We start from the raw sequence: 13,747 nt of genomic DNA on the forward strand, positions 1-13,747 counted from the left end.
TCCATACTTTACATCACCTCACGCCTTTCTGACTAACTCGATCTTCATGGGCATCCTCCCGATCGCGTGCGTGGCACATGAGATACAGGGGTCGTAGGCCCTTATGACCATCTCGATCTGGTTGGCTGCACCATCGCTCAGCGCACCGTTCTTCACAACCCGGCGGGCGACATCCTCCACCCCGCGGTCTATGGCGTAGTTGTTCTGGCAGGTCGCCACGATCAGGTTGCACCGTTCAATTATTCCGGCATCATTGACGGTGTAGTCGTGGATGAGCGTTCCCCGCGGAGCCTCGATTATACCAACACCGCGCCGGTTCACAACCTCTACTGCGGGTGTCCTGACATCCGTGCCGGTGATGCCGCTATCGGAGAGGAGTTTCACCGCCAGTTCGCACGAGGCGATGAACTCGACGTAGCGCGCCAGGTTGTAGGCGAGCGCTGCCTGTGAGACTGTTCCGAACCGTTCGCGATACTCCGCAAGCGCAGCGTCTGCATGCTCCGTGCCCATCTTCTCCACGACGTTCAGCCTGGCAAGCGGCCCGACACGGTAGTTCTCACCGCCCTTGAGGCGGACGAACTTCAGGTATGACCAGTCCTCTGAATACTCCTCGATAAATTTTGTGTAATCCGTTCCGGTGAACGACCCGATCCTTCCACCCTCCCCGTTGAGCACCGCAACAGGCCCGTCGTAAGTCGAGTAGACACCGTGATTGGTCATCCCCATGAACCCGGTCCTGACGGCGCCGAACTCCGTGTCGACACCATCGAGGAGTGTGTGCGCAATATCCCAGCCTTCAAGGGCGATCCTGAGCGCCTCATCCGCCATGGTGGCCAGTTCGGCCCTCTTTGCCGCGGTTAATGGTGCCGACATCCCACCGGGGAGGGCGTTTGAGGGGTGGATGGGTTTACCGCCGATCGCCTCCGTCAACCGCTGGCCAAACTTCCTGACCGCGATCGCCTTCTTTGCAAGATCGGGTGAGTGGCGGGCGAGGCCGATGACGTTGCGCGTCTCCGGGGGGCAGTCGTGGCCCAGGAGGAAGTCCGGGGCCGCGAGCATGAAGAAGTGGAGGGAGTGCGAGTGGATGTACTGCCCGATGTTGAGGAGTTCGCGGAGTTTCTTTCCTGTGGCGGGGGGTTCGACCCCGAAGATCTGGTCGGTGGCCTTTGCCGCCGCAAGGTGGTGCGAGGTTGGGCAGATCCCGCAAATCCGGGGCGTTATCCTGGGTGCTTCCTCGATTGCAGCCCCGCTGAGGAACTTCTCAAACCCTCTCAGCTCTACGACCTGAAAATGGGCGGAGTCAACGTCACCGCGGTCGTTGAGGTATATCCTGACGCCTGCATGACCCTCGATCCGGGTCACCGGGTTGATCGCGATCTCTTTCATCTGCTCCTCTCCTTTACTAGGTCACGGATCTTTGAGACCTCTTTGTCCTCCATGATCAGGCTGCCTATGGTGAAGGGGTACATCGTGTGCGCGATGTCGTAGAGTTCTTTCTCCACCTCTTTCTCGGGCTTATCGGTGAGATCGGAGATCCTCCGCACCATCATGCCATAGATGTCGCGGCAGGGTTCGCGGAGGATGTCCAGAGACGGGCCGTTGCAGCCGTGGCAGGGGACGTTGTTCTTGGGGCAGGCGGCGCCGCATCTTCCGAAGGTGACGCTCCCGAGACAGAGGTAACCCTGCCCGAGCAGGCAGTGTTCGCGGTCGGGGACACCCTCATAACGGCGTTTGAGTGTCCAGTTCTCGACCGCGCCCATCTTTCTGTCGCAATCGGCACAGACGGATTTGCGCGAGAGACTGAGTTTGTCCCCGGAGACCAGCGCGGGGATGATCTGTTTGAGGTAGGTCTCTTTTGGCGGGCAGCCTGTGATGTAGTAGTCGATCTTTGTCAGGTCGCCAACCGCAAACGCCCGGTAGAGGAAGGGGGGCACATCCGTCGGGATGACCCCGTCGGGTTTCACGGTCTCCACCTCCCGATAGACGTATGAGAAGATCTCATCGTTTGAGTGCAGCATCGAGAGACCCGATACGCCGCCGTAGCATGCGCAGGTGCCGAGCGCGACCAGGGTCTTTGCCCGTCTCCGGATCTTCTCAAGGCGTTCCTGGTTTTCAGCGTTGCGGACGGCTCCTGTCACAAACGCGATATCGATGCCCTCCGGGGGTTCCTTGACGTCCATGATCACCGGCGAGTAGACTATATCAGCCTTATCAACAACGTCGAGCAGCATCTCGTGGAGGTCAAGCACCGCGATCGTGCAGCCTGAACATCCTGCCAGTTCCTCGATAGCAATCTTCATGCTCATCGCCTCACTTAAGGACCAGTTTCTTCAGGCAGGCGTTCGGGCCGGTGTGGACGATCTCCAGTTTGGCCTTTCTGCCCGTGATCTCCTCGATCGCGCCGACAACGTAGCCAAAGAGGGTCTGGCAGAGCGGGCCACCCTGGTCAAGACCGTTGCGCCGGAGCGTCTGGCGGACGATGCAGTCGTGGAAGACGAGGTAGATGAACGTCTCGCCGTTCTCTTCGATGATGTAGGAGTCTTTATCCTCGGGTTTCCAGACCTCGAAGGAGTACTGCCCCCGGAGCAGGTCGGAGAGCTCGTGGAGCGCTCCCTCGACGTCATCCCGTTTCTGGAAGTACTGGGCGACCTCGTGGCCGAACTTCTTTCCGGCGCGGTATGTGACGGCGTTTGCCCCCCTGCCCGCGATCTCTTCGAGTGACCTGATCACGAGCCCGTTGAGTTTCATCAGACCGTGGAGCGTCTGCTCAAGGTCTTTTGGCTTCGGTGAGCATTCCAGAGGGACGTCCTCGGAACGGTAGACCAGATCCGTCTGGAAGGCCTCGTGCATCTCGTCGACATAGCCTGCGGTCATCAGATCACCTTTTTAAGCATCTCGCATACGTGGATGTCGATGTAGTGCCGCCTTGCAGCGTAGATCCCGCGGTGCTCAAGCGCCTGAGCCGGGCAGATCTCATGGCAGGAGAGGCACCCCATACAGTTGTTCGGCCTGACCGCGACACTTACGTTGTCCTGGAGTTCGTACACATGCATGGGGCAGTCTTTTACGCAGAGGCCGCACCCAACGCACGCGTCTTTATCCACATATATCTCCATTGCAAGCCTCAGAAGGTGTTTAACATCTCCTGGTATTAAAAACATACAGTTCGCTCGAGGGATAAATTTTTGATCTGGTGTGATATTACGGAGATTTCAGGCCCGAATGGGGATAAATGTGGCTTTTTAGCCAGGGCGGCCAATAACCTCAGGTGGTGGCGGCCGGCCCGGCCGAAGAATCGGGGGCGGGGTTCTGGAGAGCCCCGCTCTCTCAAAATTGTGAGATATTATTCTCTGGCTTTTCAGTAGCGCCGGAAGTCGCTTCGCGGCCTCTGTGGCCGTGCTTCATCGATCTTCAGGGTGCGGCCTTCGAATACGGTATTGTTCAGGGCTTCTTTTGCTTCTTCAGCCTCTTTGGGGCTGGACATCTCGACGAATCCGAAGCCTTTACGCTCGATGACTCTGACGTCGTTAACCGTCCCATACTGACCGAATAACTCTTCTAACTGCTCTTTGTTTACCGAGTAGGTGAGGTTGCCGACGTACAGCTTGTTGCTTTCCATTCAAAGATCCTCGTCAGTTATTTACGCTCAATCCTTAACTAACCTTCGGAGGGAAATATGGGGGCTGCCTGCGGCGTCCACCCCCACTTGCACTCCAGGGCTGGTGGTGTCCAGACCACGCAGGGAATACTTTAATGCTTGTGGGGGCCATTATGTAAAAGTCGGAATGAAGATCCGATAAAGTCTGGCGGGGCTCTGCCTCTGCCTGTTATGGAGTTGATTAACTGACAAATACACCAAGAGGAAGCGGAAAGAACGATAGTGAAGAGATCATACGCGTAAGGCTGCCAAAGAGAAAGAACCAGGAGATCTTTGGCCGGGCGGAACTGATGCTCGGGGCAAACCATATCCGCGTCCGCTGTGAGGACGGCGTCACGCGCACAGGGAGGATCAAGGGCAAGATCAAGAAGAGGCTCTGGATCCGCGAGGGGGATCTCCTGATTGTTGTTCCATGGAGTTTCCAGGACGAGAAGTGCGATATTGTCTACCGCTACATCAGGCCCCAGGTAGACTGGCTCCAGAAGCACAATTATATCAGGTGAATTCTCAGGGGCAGCGGGGCCTGAAAAAGAGCGGTCTCGCCATTCCCGGCGGGGCCATAGGCACCCCGGTCAAGATGGCGGGCGGCGATCGCCCGGAGAGGATTTTTCCCCGCGATCGGTTGGACGGTTGGGGGATCTTTTCTAGAGTGTTGCAGGTATTCACTGCAATAACTCCGATAGGCTCCGAATGCACTCTTCCAGCGAGTCCCGATAACCTATTGATAAGACGGTATACCCCCTCAGGTCAGGCCGGCCCCTCTTTTGCATGTCATCGCGTTCGATGGTCTCCCGTTCGTGATCCGGTCCATCGACAAAGATGGCTATCGAGTGACCGCCCCGCCGGTAGATGAAGTCTGGACGGGCGATCTTCTCGTCTCCCTCTGCTATGACCTCCTCTCCGCCATCCGGTAGAGGGAAGCCCGCCTGATAGATCGCCTCAAGGAAATTCCTCTCAAGGGCGGATTCACAGGTTGAGAGGAGTTCCTCAAACAGGTCCTCCGCTGAAGGAGAATGATCGGGTATCAGGCTGACTCCTGCCGTCAGGAGGGTGCGGAGGAGGGCCACATCCATCGTACCGACGGCGGTTCATCGGGCGCCCTGAAGAGTTTCGAAGGGTATTTATAAAAGAACTGTATCTAAAAAGAACTGTATCTAAAAAAATGTAGCGGAGGTGAAAATGTGGCAATAACCGCAATAATGAACATAATTGGTGGACTGGTGCTCTGTGCGGGGATTATAGGGGCTCTGCCCGTTCTCGGCGGCTTCCTTGAGAAGGCAGGCAAATTCCTGGGCGCGTTCCAGGTCATCATAGGGATCATCATGATAATCCTTGGATTGCTGGATCTCTTCTCGCTGCAGGGCATAGTTGCCTTCCTGGTCGGGGTTATCCTCCTGACCGGTGTGTTCCATGTGATTCCAGCCCTCGGTGTGTACCTCGAGAAGTTTGGCAAGTGGCTGGGCGGCTTCCAGACGATCATGGGTGTCATCGCGATCATCGTCGGTATCGTGGGGCTTCTCTGAAGAGATTCGCTCCAGGGGATGAAAGGTGGCAGAGCGGGAATTCCCGGACTTTCAGCCCGGGATGACCGCAAACCCATCCTTTTTCTTTTTCAGGATCGGGGCGGTCTTCAACGCATTTTCACAACGATCGATGAGGATTTCCGGGGTTCAATGGGCTGGAGACAAGACAGCCTCGTAAGTGTTCACGGGGTGGGCTCACCTCGCTAATCCGGTATATCTCCGGGTTGGGCGGGGGAATCCACCCATCTTCAATCTTTTCAAACGGCAGGTAGAGGCGACGCTGCTCCGCGGTGTCGTTCTCGATACAGGTTGCAGATAGGATCTTTTCCATCAACCGAATCGACCCGCCAAAGGCGGCTTCACAAAGATACAATATCCCCAGAACGATAGACCATACGCTCACCGGGTTGGACTGCCTTCAACGGCTATCGGGATCAGGGGATTGTCTTTTCCCCGAACACCCTAAGCACTTCTTTTTTATTCCCGCGGGAGAAGTCTCTCTTATGGAACACTGGCTTGCAATATCCAACCGGGACAATTCAAAGGTTGTAATAAAAAACACGTATGGGGTGTCCCAAAGAGGCACACATCAATACGATTGCCAGGACAGAACCCGGCGATACCCTGCTCATCTACGTCGGGCAGCAGGTGGTCGATAAGGAGACCACTCTCCCGCCTGCGATCACCGGATGCTTTGAGATCACATCAACGGTCTATGAGGATTCATCAAGGATCTTCACCGCTCCCCCGAACCTTGGCAACGAGATCTTCCCCGGGGTCAAACTCCAACCGGTCATGATATTTGACCCGCCGATCGAGTTCAAACCGCTCATCCCGAACCTCGCGTTCATAACGAACAAGAAACAGTGGTCAGGGCACATACGGGGTCAAACCATACCGGAAGAGAACTACCGGTTGATAATGAGCCAGGGATAGAGGAGGATTACGGTATGGCCAGCATCACCGGCGTCACGTTCCCGGTCCCAAAGCACCTGATGCCCCGGTTCTTCTCGGGGGGAAAGACCGTCTTCATCAAGCCCGTCACCGTATACAGAGAACTCAGGAGCGGGATGAAGGTTGTCTTCTACCAGTCCCGCGAAGATACCGGCTACGTCGGCGAGGCCACGATCAGGCGGATCATCCTGAACGACGACCCGTTCGCGTTCTTTGAGACCTTTGGGGACGCGGTCTTCCTGACGCCTGAAGAGACCCCGGCCTACGTTGAGAGCCAGGAACGGTGGCAGGGTGTCCGCGTCCGGAAGGGCGAGACCAGGAAGAGACCCTTGATGGCTCTTGAACTCGAGGGTATCACGAAATACAATACGGCAAAGAAGCCGGAACGGTTCGTCCCGGTCGGCGGGAGATCCCTGCGAGGGTGAGACCTGGCGTCCGGGCTACAAGACGTGGATGAGATGCACCGCGCGTGATGCGTAGGTAATACGCCACGGACTACTTCATCGGACACGCTCACATATCAGTGAATCAGACGATTCCTGAAGGCGATGATCGGGTTGGCATCGGAGATCCTCTTCTTGATACCTGGCTCTTGCCGGAGGAGATTGTTCAGCGCTTCTCCGATGATCTCAAACTGCCGCTCGACGGCGGAACAAAGCATGGGATCGAGACGATACTCATCATAGGCTCTTCCCGCAGTGAACTCTACGATGTGGTTCACAGATTCTGCAATATCGTATATACTTCCGTGCCTCACGCGACAGCATAAATATCCCTGCAGATCTCCTCCACAACCTCGCGAGAGATCGGGTTTCGCACCGCGGAGAGGGCAACAAGATCGATCCGGCGGCAAAACAGCCGGGCCAGGTGGTCCTGCCGGCCCTCCGTTCATCTCTCCAGTATAACTCATAACGGTATTGCATCGTGATACCACCGGAGGACAGGGGGCATGCATCATCCCGGGACCGGTGATCCACGCCGGGTCACATTCATATGGACAAATTGCAAATACAATTTACAATATGTCCAACCTGGTGCAGGGGATGATCCAACGGGAGGCAGAAGAGAAGATCCGGTCGCTCGCCCTCGGGTTTCCGGCAGTATCAGTTATCGGCCCCCGCCAATCGGGAAAGACGACCCTTGTCCGGTCGGTATTCCCGCAGTTGCCCTATGTCTCACTGGAAGATCCCGACACCCGGGCCTTTGCCGTAGAGGATGCCCGCAGTTTCCTTGCACAATATGAAAAGACGGGGGCGGTTCTTGATGAGGTGCAGAGAGTCCCTGACCTCTTTTCATACCTCCAGGGCGTCCTCGACAGGCACCAGAGGCCGGGACAGTTCATCCTTACCGGATCCCAGAACTTCCTGATGATGGAACGTATATCCCAGTCGCTCGCCGGCCGGGTGGGGATCGTCAAACTGCTCCCCCTCTCAATGAGAGAACTTGCCCGGCACGGGATCGAGACGGGGCGGTATGAGGACCTCCTCTATGCCGGTCTCTTCCCCCGCCCTTACAGCAGCTGTATCCACCCGCGAGACTTCTATTCGTCATACATCCAGACCTACCTCGAGCGCGATCTTCGTCTTCTCAAACAGGTGCAGAACCTCTCGGCATTCCAGACGTTCATGAAGATGTGCGCCTACCGATCTGGCCAGGTGGTGAACTACTCAGCGCTCGCGAATGACTGCGGGATCACCCATAACACAGCAAAAGAGTGGTTATCTCTTCTTGAGACATCGATGCTGGTCATCCTGATCAGGCCCCACCAGAAAAACTTCAATAAAAGACTTGTGAAGATGCCTAAACTCTACTTCACGGACCCCGGCCTGGCCGCCCACCTGGCCGGGGTGCAGAGTGCCGACGATCTCTGTTACCATCCCCTGAAAGGAGGACTCTTTGAATCGCTCATCATAACGGAGTTCCTGAAGTTCCGGCTTAACCGGGGCAAAGAGTCCAACCTCTACTTCTGGCGGGACAAACTCGGGCACGAGATCGACTGCATCATCGAATACGGGGGGTGGGATCCTGTCCCGGTTGAGATCAAGTCAGGCCGAACGGCAAGTTCTGACTTCTTCAAAGAGATTGCCTACTGGAACAGTCTCTCCGGGAACAATCCGGATCGATCGTTTGTGGTCTATGGAGGCGATCAGTCCCAACGCCGGGTAGCAGGGCAACTGATCGGGTACCGGGATCTGGAGCCGATCCTGCCGTACCTGGAGTGAGCGGATCCTTCTTCACCTCATGCGTGTGACGCCAAGAAGTTAATGCTGGACTGATGAGAATACCTCACTTTCCATTAGGATGTAGGTGAACTACCACGCGCCTCTCGGGCGTGGCTTCCTGCTTCATCCTCCTCCCCACCGGGAGCGAGTCCACAGGCTCAACGGTGCGTCCCGCACCTGATACCCCGACAAGATTCTGTTCTTGCAGGGCGAACTTCTTGATATTGATCGCCGCATTGATATCGCGGTCGTGATGAGTATCACAGACCGGGCAGACCCATTCCCTCTCAGAGAGGGCAAGATCCCGCTCGAGATATCCACAATTATTACATATCTTTGAGGATGGATCGAACCGCCCGATCTTCAGGAGCGTCTTCCCATACTTTCGACATTTGTAATCCAGCATCGTAAAGAACGTGCTCCACGATACATCTCCAATCCCCTGTGCCAGACAATGGTTCTTCATCATCCCGCCAACATTCAACGACTCCACTGCAATAGCTTGGTTCTCGCTCACAACTCGAAAAGAGATTTTGTGCAGGAAATCGTTTCTTTGGTTGGCGACTTTTTCATGGCACCGGGCAAGTTTCCGGATCGCCTTCTCTTGGTTCTTTGACCCCTTCTTCTTCCGTGACACTCGCCTTTGCAACACTTTCAACCGCTGGAGGGAGGTCTTCAGGTATCGGGGGTTCTCAATCTTCTCTCCAGTGGAGAAGGTTGCGAAGTCGGTTAAGCCAACATCAATCCCGACCGTCGTGTCAGATGTGAACGGTACAGGTTTAGGCTCAGGTTCCTCGTCGTCGACAAGGATGCTGACAAACCATTTTCCCGTCGATGTTACAGACACCGTGGCATACTTCATCTTCCCAGTGAAGATTCGGTGGAAGACGGTCTTAACCTCACCGATCTTAGGGAATTTGATCGTCCTCTGGTCAAAATTCACATGGTAATGTTGTGGTACCTGAAAAGACCGTACAGGGTTCTTCTTTGACTTGAACCGGGGGAATTCCTTCTTCTCCCTGAAGAACCGGGTGAAAGCGTTGTCGAGGTTCTTGTTTGCACTCTGGAGCGACTGCGAGTTGACTTCCTTGAGCCACGGATATTCTTCCTTGAGGGCAGGAAGACGATTGTTCAAGTCGAAGCAAGAGAGTTTTTGGCCATCTTGCTCGTATGCTTTGATCTTCTGTTCCAGAGAATGGTTGTACACAAACCGACAGGCATGGATGTGCTTCATGAGGAGCGTGACTTGCTCTCTTGAAGGATACATCCGATACTTGTAGGCTTGGAGCACAGAAGCAATATTAAGCGTCATAATAAGATAGAGTTTTCTGTAATCTCCGGATCTATATCAGAAGGGCGGCTCCGCTTTCATCCCCGCGCCTCTCGACCGGGGTCTTCCTGCTCCGCCCCCTTCACCCCCCTGCAAGATAAACTATACCTCCGCGATGCAACGGCGGTCTTTGGCCACGTCTTTGTGGGGTTCCTGTGTCTCTACCTCTACTGCAGGATCCTGAATAGGATCAAGAAAGTGGGAATGACCGCTCATCTCTCACCGCATGGTCTCCTCCTGAAACTTTCAAAGGTGTATGCAGTGAGGAGCGGGGAGGAGAGAGCGATCACCGAGGTGCCAAAGCAGGTACGGAAGATCGCAGAGAGGCTTGAACTGAATATATTCCCTAATATATGAGGAGATTGGGCTCCAGATCAGAGAGGAACTGCTCAAAACCGCCGTTAGAGTTGTAGTAATGAACAATTGGGCTCATACTTTTGCGTAGAACCAGTTGTCGTTTGGTGTTCGGGAACGCGGATTCAGCATACATCTGAGGGATAAATGAAGGGTAAGCAAAGAGGGGATAGTAATAGGTAAGAACCCGGCGCTGCAACTGCGAGAATGGATAGATAGAAAACTCATTCAGGTGGATCTTGTCATTGGCAGAATCTCTGGCGATCTCAATGATCGCACGTAGAAGAGCAAGTTTGTATGTGGATTGGAGCAGATCATTCTGAATGATCGCCTTTATCTCATGGAAGTATTTAGACTCCATGCCCCTGAAGGGGAGTTTACTCTACACACATATAAATGGATTTGGTTGCCATCGTATGTTGTATTAAGAGGAGATTGGTTCTTCAAGCAGCACTACCTTCCCGAAGCTCCTGAATCCTGAGAGGAAAGGAGTGCCGCCAACCCGAACCCTCCTCATGATCACAATTCCTGTCCGTTCTGACAGGCGCACGCTGTTCACCCCCACCCCCGCACATGCCCCCCATGCACCCCCACCTCCGCACCGAACGCCTGGACCTGATCCCGGCAACCCTTGAGACCCTCAGGAGCGACCGCAAGACCCTTGCCAGGCTCCTGGATGCCGCCGTTCCAGGATCCTGGCCGCCGCCGCTCCTCGACGACGAGGCGCTCGCCGGGTTCATCAGGATGATGACAAAGAAGACCGACCCCCGCTTTGCCGTCTACTACTGGGTGCAAAACGACCCCGCCGCCGGAGAACGTCTCCTCATCGGCCTCGGCGGGATCGCCTCTGCACCCGCCCCCGGCACGGTCTTCATCGGCTACACCGTGGTCAGGGAGTGCCAGCGCCGGGGGTATGCAACCGAGGCCGTCCGCCAGATCGTCAGTGCCGCCTTCTCCCTCCCCGGCATCCGCTGGATCATGGCAACAACACACGCCGACCACGCTGCGTCAATCCGGGTGCTCGAGAAGAACGGGTTTCGCCGCGCAGGAAGAGGGTTTGAGAAGGGAACGATTGCCTTCCTCCTGGAGAAGAAGGAGCACCCGCCGGGTCTGACCCGCCCGGGAACCCCCTCGGATTCCACAAGTGATAATAACCTCCCGTAGATAACCCTACTCTGGTTGTGAAACGAATGAAACCCACCCGCATACGCACCGAACGCCTGGACATGATCCCGGCAACCCTCGAGACCCTCAGGAGCGACCGCCAGACCCTTGCCAGGCTCCTGGATGCCGCCGTTCCAGGATCCTGGCCGCCGCCGCTCCTCGACGACGATACCCGCGACGCTTTCACCCTCATGATCGCCGAGAAAGGCGACCCCTTCTTCGCCACCTGGTACTGGGTGCGGGACGACCCCGCAGAGGGCGGCAGAGTCCTCATAGGCTGCGCCGCGATCGCCACCCCGCCAACGGCCGATGACGGTGGAGACACCGTCCTCATAGGCTGCTCCGTGCTCGACGAGTTCCAGCGCAGGGGGTATGCAACCGAGGCCGTCCGCCACCTCATCCCCGTGATCTTCTCCGTCCCCAGCATCAGGCGGATAACCGCAACAACCTATCCCGAACTCAGCGCAGCCATCCGGGTGCTCGAGAAGAACGGGTTTTCCCCTGCCGGAGAAGGGTTTGAAGAGGGAACGATCGCATACGTTCTGGAAAAGGACGACTGAGCCCTGCTCCTTTTTCCCACATACAGGATCGCAAAAGTTCCTTCCCACCGGAAAGAGGCCATCAGATCACCGGTTCTGTGGTATAACCCCTCCACCCTCCCCGTAGCATGTGCGGAACCCATCAAACCGGTTCACTCATGGTTTGATAGAATCGCCCGTCTCTCCAATCTCCCGGGAGTGGTATCTCACAAAAACCCCGGCCACCCCAGATCCGGATGGGCCGGCAGTGCGCGGCGATGCCGCCACCCCCCCGGAATCCGTCTATGGAGAGGTTCACCAAAACGTGGCGGGTATCGGTTTGATGCCCACCGGATCAGATGAAATGTGTGGCGATGCGACATATAAAGAGATCAGAAGACGAATATCTAGTGAATGGATAAGAATACCAGATTCCAGGACTTCAATATCTCGCCAGAAACCCTCCACGCCATCGAAGAGATGGGGTTTGAGGAGCCGACCCCTATACAGGTCAGCGCCATCCCGGCATTGCTCGAAGGCCGCGACGTCACCGGCCAGGCCCAGACAGGCACCGGCAAGACAGCGGCGTTTGGCATCCCCGCGATCGAGCGCATCGACCCCCGGAGCCGAAAGACCCAGGTTCTGGTCCTCTCCCCCACCCGCGAACTCGCCATCCAGATCGCAGAAGAGTTCGCCCGGCTGGCAGCCTGCCACGAGGGGATCAACATCCTCCCGATCTACGGCGGCCAGCCAATCGAACGGCAGTTCCGGGCGCTGGAACGCGGCGCCCAGATCGTTGTCGGAACGCCGGGCCGGATCCTCGATCACCTCGACCGCGGCACACTCTCCTTTGACTCCGTAAGGCTCGTCGTCCTGGACGAAGCCGACCAGATGCTCGATATGGGTTTCAGAGACGATATCGAGGCCATCCTGAACGAGACCCCGGCAGACCGCCAGACCGTCCTCTTCTCGGCCACCCTCCCAAAACCAATACTTGAGATCTCAAAACGGTTCCAGAAAGACCCCGCGTTCATATCGGTCGCACGCCGGGAGGTGACCGTCCCCCAGATCGAGCAGCTCTACCTTGAGGTGCGAAGCCGCGACAGGCTCGAGATCCTCACACGCGTCCTCGACTTATACGACCCCGACCTCACCCTGATCTTCGCAAACACCAAAAAAGGCGTCGACGAACTCACCTCCCACCTCCAGGCCCGGGGCTACTTTGCCGAAGGGCTCCACGGCGACATGAAACAGGTGCTGCGTGACCGCGTCATGGCAAAGTTCCGTTCCCGGACGATCGATATCCTTGTCGCGACGGACGTCGCCGCCAGAGGGATAGACGTCGACAACGTCGACCTGGTCATCAACTACGACGTCCCCCAGGACATCGACTACTACATCCACCGCATCGGCAGGACGGCACGGGCAGGGAAGACCGGCCGTGCCATCACCTTCGTCGGCCCGAAAGACTACTTCAAACTCCGGATGATCCAGGACTACACCAGGATCAAGATCGCACGCATCCCGCTCCCCACCCCCGGCGACGTCGAAGAGAGCCGGACACGCAAACTCATCGAGAGGGTGAAACACACCATAAACGAAGGCAGTCTCGATCGCTACATCAATATCGTCGAGCGGATCGTCGCCGAGGACTACACCTCCCTCGAGGTCGCCGCCGCCCTCCTTAAACAGGAGATCGCCGGGGCAGCCCAGGGTCAGCCACAGGACCTCCGGCCGGGAACCGCCCTCCTCCGGATACCCACGGGAAGACTGCACCAGATCCGGCCAAAAGACATCGTCGGGGCGCTCGCCGGCGAGACCGGGATCCCCGGGAACGCCATAGGGGCTATCAACATCTACGAGACCCACTCAACCGTCGAGGTACCCGAGAGGCTCGTCGGCCAAGTCATAGAGGGGATGAAGGGAAAGAGCATCGGCAGGGTCAGGCTGGACCAGCCCATCGAGATCGCGGGAACTTCGGGCGGGCAGTGATCAACCCTCCCCCACCCGACCGGCACCTGGAA

General features: G+C 56.7%; 18 protein-coding genes. 9 read left to right on the plus strand and 9 right to left on the minus strand.

The features are described from left to right. Positions 1-18 precede the first annotated feature (18 nt). From R6Y96_RS08405 to R6Y96_RS08425, 5 genes are all read right to left on the minus strand, one after another. Positions 19-1,386: a Ni/Fe hydrogenase subunit alpha gene (locus tag R6Y96_RS08405; RefSeq protein ID WP_318620851.1), complete on the minus strand. Its 1,368-nt coding sequence runs from the start codon at positions 1,384-1,386 to the stop codon at positions 19-21. After that, positions 1,383-2,306 (minus strand): NADH-quinone oxidoreductase subunit B family protein, encoded by a 924-nt coding sequence (locus tag R6Y96_RS08410; RefSeq protein WP_318620853.1) that lies wholly within the window; start codon positions 2,304-2,306, stop codon positions 1,383-1,385. Before R6Y96_RS08410 ends, R6Y96_RS08405 begins: the two co-directional genes overlap by 4 nt. A 4-nt stretch (positions 2,307-2,310) precedes the next feature. Further along, complete coding sequence (locus R6Y96_RS08415; protein WP_300237046.1) at positions 2,311-2,874, minus strand: isoprenoid biosynthesis enzyme family protein; 564 nt, start codon at positions 2,872-2,874, stop codon at positions 2,311-2,313. Further along, positions 2,874-3,161 carry an indolepyruvate ferredoxin oxidoreductase subunit alpha gene (locus tag R6Y96_RS08420; protein WP_404810317.1) on the minus strand — a complete coding sequence of 96 codons (288 nt, stop codon included), beginning with the start codon at positions 3,159-3,161 and terminating at the stop codon, positions 2,874-2,876. The genes R6Y96_RS08415 and R6Y96_RS08420 overlap by 1 nt, the downstream gene beginning before the upstream one ends. Before the next feature lie 197 nt (positions 3,162-3,358). Then, positions 3,359-3,619 carry an RNA recognition motif domain-containing protein gene (locus R6Y96_RS08425; protein WP_318620856.1) on the minus strand — a complete coding sequence of 87 codons (261 nt, stop codon included), beginning with the start codon at positions 3,617-3,619 and terminating at the stop codon, positions 3,359-3,361. Between the two features lie 224 nt (positions 3,620-3,843). Here R6Y96_RS08425 and eif1A point away from each other — a divergent pair, with 224 nt between their 5' ends. Further along, positions 3,844-4,161: a translation initiation factor eIF-1A gene (eif1A, locus tag R6Y96_RS08430; RefSeq protein WP_318622511.1), complete on the plus strand. Its 318-nt coding sequence runs from the start codon at positions 3,844-3,846 to the stop codon at positions 4,159-4,161. A gap of 159 nt (positions 4,162-4,320) precedes the next feature. Here the strand turns inward: eif1A and R6Y96_RS08435 are convergent, their stop codons facing one another. Then, complete coding sequence (locus R6Y96_RS08435; RefSeq protein ID WP_318620857.1) at positions 4,321-4,731, minus strand: hypothetical protein; 411 nt, start codon at positions 4,729-4,731, stop codon at positions 4,321-4,323. 108 nt (positions 4,732-4,839) lie between these two features. On the opposite strand from R6Y96_RS08435, the gene R6Y96_RS08440 reads away from it, so the two are divergent. The 3 genes from R6Y96_RS08440 to R6Y96_RS08450 all read left to right on the plus strand — a co-directional run bounded on the left by R6Y96_RS08440 (position 4,840) and on the right by R6Y96_RS08450 (position 6,560). After that, on the plus strand, positions 4,840-5,181 hold the full coding sequence (locus tag R6Y96_RS08440) for a hypothetical protein (RefSeq protein WP_318620859.1): 342 nt from the start codon (positions 4,840-4,842) through the stop codon (positions 5,179-5,181). A 564-nt stretch (positions 5,182-5,745) separates the two neighbouring features. Next, a complete protein-coding gene (locus R6Y96_RS08445; RefSeq protein WP_318620860.1) occupies positions 5,746-6,117 on the plus strand; it encodes an EVE domain-containing protein in 372 nt (123 codons plus the stop codon). Between the two features lie 14 nt (positions 6,118-6,131). Then, entirely contained in the window at positions 6,132-6,560 is a 429-nt protein-coding gene (locus R6Y96_RS08450) for a DUF365 domain-containing protein (RefSeq protein ID WP_318620861.1), read from the plus strand. A 95-nt stretch (positions 6,561-6,655) separates the two neighbouring features. On the opposite strand, the gene R6Y96_RS08455 is transcribed toward R6Y96_RS08450, so the two are convergent. Continuing rightward, positions 6,656-6,856 (minus strand): HepT-like ribonuclease domain-containing protein, encoded by a 201-nt coding sequence (locus tag R6Y96_RS08455; protein ID WP_318620863.1) that lies wholly within the window; start codon positions 6,854-6,856, stop codon positions 6,656-6,658. 322 nt (positions 6,857-7,178) lie between these two features. Between R6Y96_RS08455 and R6Y96_RS08460 the strand changes: the two genes are divergently transcribed. Next, positions 7,179-8,357 (plus strand): ATP-binding protein, encoded by a 1,179-nt coding sequence (locus R6Y96_RS08460; protein WP_318620864.1) that lies wholly within the window; start codon positions 7,179-7,181, stop codon positions 8,355-8,357. A 64-nt stretch (positions 8,358-8,421) separates the two neighbouring features. Here the strand turns inward: R6Y96_RS08460 and tnpB are convergent, their stop codons facing one another. Continuing rightward, positions 8,422-9,648, minus strand: coding sequence for an IS200/IS605 family element RNA-guided endonuclease TnpB (gene tnpB, locus R6Y96_RS08465; RefSeq protein ID WP_318620865.1), 1,227 nt, complete (start codon positions 9,646-9,648; stop codon positions 8,422-8,424). Between tnpB and R6Y96_RS08470 the strand changes: the two genes are divergently transcribed. Continuing rightward, positions 9,640-10,044 carry a hypothetical protein gene (locus tag R6Y96_RS08470; RefSeq protein ID WP_318620866.1) on the plus strand — a complete coding sequence of 135 codons (405 nt, stop codon included), beginning with the start codon at positions 9,640-9,642 and terminating at the stop codon, positions 10,042-10,044. The genes tnpB and R6Y96_RS08470 overlap by 9 nt on opposite strands. On the opposite strand, the gene R6Y96_RS08475 is transcribed toward R6Y96_RS08470, so the two are convergent. After that, the gene (locus R6Y96_RS08475; RefSeq protein ID WP_318620867.1) at positions 10,034-10,402 is read right to left on the minus strand and encodes a hypothetical protein; all 369 of its coding nucleotides are present in this window, start codon (positions 10,400-10,402) and stop codon (positions 10,034-10,036) included. The genes R6Y96_RS08470 and R6Y96_RS08475 overlap by 11 nt on opposite strands. A gap of 221 nt (positions 10,403-10,623) precedes the next feature. Here R6Y96_RS08475 and R6Y96_RS08480 point away from each other — a divergent pair, with 221 nt between their 5' ends. The 3 genes from R6Y96_RS08480 (at position 10,624) to R6Y96_RS08490 (ending at position 13,715) form a co-directional block, all read left to right on the plus strand. Next, a complete protein-coding gene (locus R6Y96_RS08480) occupies positions 10,624-11,205 on the plus strand; it encodes a GNAT family N-acetyltransferase (RefSeq protein WP_318620869.1) in 582 nt (193 codons plus the stop codon). 26 nt (positions 11,206-11,231) lie between these two features. Next, entirely contained in the window at positions 11,232-11,765 is a 534-nt protein-coding gene (locus tag R6Y96_RS08485) for a GNAT family N-acetyltransferase (protein ID WP_318620871.1), read from the plus strand. 372 nt (positions 11,766-12,137) lie between these two features. Further along, positions 12,138-13,715: a DEAD/DEAH box helicase gene (locus R6Y96_RS08490; RefSeq protein WP_318620872.1), complete on the plus strand. Its 1,578-nt coding sequence runs from the start codon at positions 12,138-12,140 to the stop codon at positions 13,713-13,715. The last annotated feature ends 32 nt before the right edge of the window (positions 13,716-13,747 follow it).

The sequence above is a fragment of the Methanoculleus receptaculi genome, from assembly GCF_033472595.1.
Lineage (GTDB): Archaea > Halobacteriota > Methanomicrobia > Methanomicrobiales > Methanoculleaceae > Methanoculleus > Methanoculleus receptaculi.

Bases quoted from the DNA above. Each gene is read 5' to 3' on its own strand.
- R6Y96_RS08405 (WP_318620851.1), bottom strand. From the start codon at position 1,386: ATGAAAGAGATCGCGATCAACCCGGTGACCCGGATCGAGGGTCATGCA.
- R6Y96_RS08410 (WP_318620853.1), bottom strand. From the start codon at position 2,306: ATGAGCATGAAGATTGCTATCGAGGAACTGGCAGGATGTTCAGGCTGC.
- R6Y96_RS08415 (WP_300237046.1), bottom strand. From the start codon at position 2,874: ATGACCGCAGGCTATGTCGACGAGATGCACGAGGCCTTCCAGACGGAT.
- R6Y96_RS08420 (WP_404810317.1), bottom strand. From the start codon at position 3,161: ATGTTTTTAATACCAGGAGATGTTAAACACCTTCTGAGGCTTGCAATG.
- R6Y96_RS08425 (WP_318620856.1), bottom strand. From the start codon at position 3,619: ATGGAAAGCAACAAGCTGTACGTCGGCAACCTCACCTACTCGGTAAAC.
- R6Y96_RS08435 (WP_318620857.1), bottom strand. From the start codon at position 4,731: ATGGATGTGGCCCTCCTCCGCACCCTCCTGACGGCAGGAGTCAGCCTG.
- R6Y96_RS08445 (WP_318620860.1), top strand. From the start codon at position 5,746: ATGGGGTGTCCCAAAGAGGCACACATCAATACGATTGCCAGGACAGAA.
- R6Y96_RS08450 (WP_318620861.1), top strand. From the start codon at position 6,132: ATGGCCAGCATCACCGGCGTCACGTTCCCGGTCCCAAAGCACCTGATG.
- R6Y96_RS08460 (WP_318620864.1), top strand. From the start codon at position 7,179: ATGATCCAACGGGAGGCAGAAGAGAAGATCCGGTCGCTCGCCCTCGGG.
- R6Y96_RS08475 (WP_318620867.1), bottom strand. From the start codon at position 10,402: ATGGAGTCTAAATACTTCCATGAGATAAAGGCGATCATTCAGAATGAT.
- R6Y96_RS08480 (WP_318620869.1), top strand. From the start codon at position 10,624: ATGCACCCCCACCTCCGCACCGAACGCCTGGACCTGATCCCGGCAACC.
- R6Y96_RS08485 (WP_318620871.1), top strand. From the start codon at position 11,232: ATGAAACCCACCCGCATACGCACCGAACGCCTGGACATGATCCCGGCA.
- R6Y96_RS08490 (WP_318620872.1), top strand. From the start codon at position 12,138: ATGGATAAGAATACCAGATTCCAGGACTTCAATATCTCGCCAGAAACC.